This window comes from Gilliamella sp. M0364 (genome assembly GCF_016100565.1).
Taxonomy (GTDB): domain Bacteria; phylum Pseudomonadota; class Gammaproteobacteria; order Enterobacterales; family Orbaceae; genus Gilliamella; species Gilliamella apis.
The window spans coordinates 1-614 of sequence record NZ_JACFSF010000024.1 but is presented as its reverse complement, the minus strand read 5'-3'; the positions used below and the strand labels follow the sequence as shown (position 1 = coordinate 614).

At 38.4% G+C, this 614-nt stretch carries 1 protein-coding gene; it reads left to right on the top strand.

The annotated features are described in order from the left end of the window. A partial coding sequence (locus tag H3U96_RS11080; RefSeq protein ID WP_198196707.1) for a hypothetical protein occupies positions 1-614 on the top strand: 614 nt, incomplete at both ends.

Genomic DNA, 614 nt, shown 5'->3' with positions numbered 1-614 from the left:
GTCCGGTTACTCGTAACAATGTGCCGACCATTTGTAAAGCACCTTATCGAGTGATATTAAGAACTGATGATGTTATCTTATCCACTCGTTATGGCGTACCTAAAAGTACGTCTTTTACTGCAAGTACTGTCACTTATTATATTAAACCACAGCCGATGGCGGATATTTGCTCTGCAAGGCCTATGCTGGAAAATAACTATCTTGGTCCTACTTATATGTGGGACCCAGGTTTGGGTTTTCTTGTTCAGTCATCCGAACCATCATCTTACGATCAGAATTTTCCTACTACTGGCGCAAATGGTTTATATTTTGATTTAGTGCTAGGTAGTATTGATAAGAAATTGACATGGAAATCTATTTCTAATGGTACGATTAAAGCAACTATGGACTATTTAGACGAATCAGACCCTAGTATTGTTCGGGTCACCTTAAAAGGCCCCGTTGCTACAAAAAAACAATGGGATTCAGTTAATCCGAATGAGGTGAAAGGTGAGGAGAAGATAATTGTTCCATTATTGCCTCAAACATTTGAGTTGGTGGGTAAAGATAGTGATAATGATGATATCGTGTTGAAATATGGTTTTGTGTTAAAGCAGTGGTTTGTCAATCGAGGT